4 protein-coding genes and 1 pseudogene are annotated in these 3,655 nt (G+C 61.3%); all 5 read left to right on the forward strand.

Annotated elements, in window-relative coordinates; genetic code table 11:
- The coding region (locus AC1D0P_RS23230; RefSeq protein ID WP_477678901.1) for an ATPase, T2SS/T4P/T4SS family at positions 1-275 on the forward strand (275 nt) is incomplete at its 5' end.
- 84 nt (positions 276-359) lie between these two features.
- Positions 360-1,577, forward strand: a complete 1,218-nt coding sequence (locus tag AC1D0P_RS23235) for a type II secretion system F family protein (RefSeq protein ID WP_477678902.1) — start codon at positions 360-362, stop codon at positions 1,575-1,577.
- On the forward strand, positions 1,577-2,428 hold the full coding sequence (locus tag AC1D0P_RS23240) for a prepilin peptidase (protein ID WP_477678903.1): 852 nt from the start codon (positions 1,577-1,579) through the stop codon (positions 2,426-2,428). Before AC1D0P_RS23235 ends, AC1D0P_RS23240 begins: the two co-directional genes overlap by 1 nt.
- Positions 2,429-2,432: 4 nt before the next feature.
- Positions 2,433-3,044, forward strand: a complete 612-nt coding sequence (gene coaE, locus AC1D0P_RS23245) for a dephospho-CoA kinase (RefSeq protein ID WP_477678904.1) — start codon at positions 2,433-2,435, stop codon at positions 3,042-3,044.
- Positions 3,045-3,089: 45 nt separating this feature from the next.
- Positions 3,090-3,655 (forward strand): annotated as a pseudogene (gene zapD, locus AC1D0P_RS23250) (cell division protein ZapD); the annotation flags it as partial.

The following is a 3,655-nucleotide window of genomic DNA, read 5'->3' on the forward strand; positions in this document are numbered from 1 at the left end:
GTTTCAAGGAAGAAGATGTGGACGGTTCCTGGACCCCTTACCGTCCGGTGGGTTGCTCCATGTGTACGAATGGTTACAAAGGCCGCGTCGGTGTTTATCAGGTTATGCCCATTTCAGAGGAGATTCAGCGTATCGTCCTTCGCGACGGCAGCGCCCTGGAAATCGCGGCCCAGGCGGAGTTGGAGGGAGTCAAAAGCTTGCGCGTGTCGGGGTTGTCCAAGGTCAAGCTCGGCATGACTTCGCTGGAAGAGATTCTGGGCTGCACCAATGTTTAAGCAGTCGCGTTCAATTGCCGTCACCTGGCGGCATGAGCGTGGCGACAAGGCGGTCTGAGACTGTCGATACAACGAGAAAGCATCATGGCAACTGCAGTATCCAAGGGCATCAAGGAATTTGTTTTCGAGTGGGAGGGCAAGGACCGGGGCGGCAAGCAGGTTCGCGGTGAGATCCGCGCCGCCGGCGAGAACCAGGTCAAGTCTTCGTTGCGCCGCCAAGGCGTCCTGCCCACCAAAATCAAGAAGCGCAAGATGCGCTCGGGCAAATCGATCAAGCCCAAGGATATTGCGATCTTCACCCGCCAGCTGGCCACCATGATGAAGGCCGGCGTACCGCTGCTACAGGCTTTCGACATCGTGGGACGCGGCAATCCCAATGCCAGCGTGACCAAGCTGCTCAACGACGTGCGCACTGACGTTGAGACCGGTACCTCGCTGAGCGCGGCGTTTCGCAAATTCCCGATGTATTTCAATGCGCTCTACTGCAACCTGGTTGAGGCCGGCGAGGCCGCCGGTATCCTGGAGTCGCTGCTGGACCGCCTGGCGACCTACATGGAGAAGACCGAAGCCATCAAGTCCAAGATCAAGTCGGCCCTGATGTACCCGATTTCGGTGGTGGTGGTGGCCTTTGTAGTGGTCGCCGTGATCATGATTTTTGTGATCCCGTCGTTCAAAAACGTGTTTTCCTCATTCGGCGCCGATTTGCCGGCGCCCACGCTGATCGTCATTGCGATGAGCGAGTTTTTTGTGGCCTATTGGTGGCTGATTTTCGGCGGCATAGGCGGCGGGCTCTACTTCTTCTTCCAGGCCTGGAAGCGCAACGAGAAAATGCAGAAGTTCATGGACAGGGCTTTGCTCAAGGTGCCGGTGTTCGGCGCACTGATCGAAAAATCCTGTATCGCCCGTTGGACCCGCACGCTCGCCACGATGTTCGCCGCAGGCGTGCCGCTGGTCGAGGCGCTGGATTCCGTCGGTGGCGCTTCCGGCAATTCGCTGTATGCCGATGCCACCGAGAAAATCCAGCAGGAGGTTTCCACGGGTACCAGCCTGACGGCAGCCATGACCAATGCCAACCTGTTCCCCTCCATGGTGCTGCAGATGTGCGCGATCGGCGAGGAGTCTGGCTCCATCGACCACATGCTTGGCAAGGCGGCCGACTTTTATGAAGCGGAAGTCGATGAAATGGTGGCCGGCCTTTCCAGCCTGATGGAACCCATCATCATCGTGTTCCTGGGCACGCTGATCGGCGGGATCGTGGTCTCCATGTACCTGCCTATTTTCAAGCTGGGCCAAGTCGTTTGATGGGGACCGGTCTGGGGCCGGCATTCGATGGGTTGCTGGCCGGTTTCATGGGCCTGCTCATCGGCAGTTTCCTTAACGTTGTTATTTACCGCCTGCCCAAGGTCATGGAGCGGCAGTGGGCGCAGGAATGCGCCGAGCTGACCGGAACTGCACAGGAACCCACCGAAAAATTCAACTTGCTGGTACCGCGTTCGCGCTGCTCCAGCTGCGGCCACGTCATACGCTGGTATGAAAACATTCCGGTGGCCAGCTACCTGTTTCTCCGGGGCAAATGTTCTGTGTGCGGCACGCCCTACGGCCTGCGTTATCCGATGGTCGAAGCGGTGACAGGGGCCCTGTTCTTCTTTTGTGCATGGCGCTGGGGCTTGTCGCTGACCGCGCTGGCCTGGTGTGGTTTTTCCGCGGCGCTTCTGGCTCTGGCGGTGATCGACTGGGACACGACCCTGCTGCCGGACGACATCACCTTGCCCTTGCTATGGGCCGGCCTGATTGTTGCCGCCCTCCAGTGGAATCCCCCGGTCAGCCTGGGGACGGCCTTGTGGGGCGCAGTCGCCGGCTACCTTTCCCTCTGGCTGGTGTATTGGGCGTTCAAACTGGTGACCGGCAAAGAGGGCATGGGCTATGGCGACTTCAAGCTTTTCGCCGCGCTCGGCGCCTGGTTCGGTTGGCCTGCGCTGGTGCCCATGATCCTGATGGCTTCCGTGATCGGTGCCGCCGTCGGTATCGCGATGAAGTTCTCCAGCGGATTGCGTGAAGGCGGCTACGTGCCCTTCGGTCCTTTCCTGGCCGGGGCGGGCTTCACTGCCATGGTCTTCGGGCCTCAATCCATCCTGCGGTTTATCGGCCTGTGAAGCCATGCGCCGTGCAGCTTTGCGCATTGGACTGACGGGCGGCATAGGCAGCGGGAAAAGCACGGTCGCCCGCACCCTGGTGGCTTGCGGCGCGGCGCTGGTGGATGCCGATGCGATCTCCCGTGCGGTCACGGCGGCAGGCGGCGCCGCCGTGAAGGAGATTGCCGCGCAGTTCGGCGGCCAGATGATCACCGCCGACGGCGCCATGGACCGGGACCGGATGCGCCAACTGGCCTTTGACGACCCCTCCGCCAGGCGGCGGCTGGAGTTCATTGWTCATCCCCTGGTCAGCCGCGAGACCTTGCTGCAATACGAGCAGGCCGCCGCTGCCGGTTGTGCCTGTGTGGTGTTTGATGTGCCCCTGCTGGTGGAATCGGGGCGCTGGCGGCAGCAACTGGACCAGGTGCTGGTCGTGGACTGCGGCGAGGCCACGCAGCTCAGCCGGGTCATGGCCCGCAACGGCTGGCCCCGGGAGGCGGTGGAGAAAGTCATGGCCGGACAGGCCAGCCGCGCACAGCGCCTGTCGGCCGCCGATATATGCCTGCACAATGATGGTTTGCCGCTGGAGGCCCTGGATGCCGAGGTGCGGCGGCTTGCCGCGCGCTTCGGGCTATGATGCGCAAACAAACCTCCTCATTGAAGCCGACGAAAATATAGCGCTGTGATCCTTTACGAGTATCCTTTTCACGAACGCATACGCACGTATTTGCGACTTGAACACCTGTTCCGCCGCCTTGGTGAACTGGTGGAGCGGGAGAGCCCGACGGATCATCACTACGCCATCACGACGATTTTTGAAATCATGGACGTGGGCGCGCGGGCCGACCTCAAGACCGACGTCCTCAAGGACCTTGAGAAACAGAAACACGTCCTCAACGGCTACCGCGGTAACCCTGCCATTTCGGAGGCCGTCCTGGACGAGGTGACCGGCCAGCTCGAAAGCTGCTTTTCCGCCCTGAACAGCCTGCCCGGAAAGGCCGGCCAGTCGCTGACCGAAAACGACTGGCTGATGAGCATCCGCAGCCGCGTCGGCATCCCGGGCGGAACCTGCGAGTTTGACCTGCCGGCCTACTATGCCTGGCAGCACCTGCAGACGGGCGTGCGCAAGCAGGACTTGCAGCGCTGGATCACCCCCTGGTTCCGCTCGCAGAGTCCATACGCGTGCTGTTGACCTTGTTGCGAGACTCTGGCGCGCCGCAAAAAGTGGTGGCGCCGGCCGGCCAATAC

The sequence above is a fragment of the Polaromonas sp. P1_G2 genome, assembly GCF_056405515.1.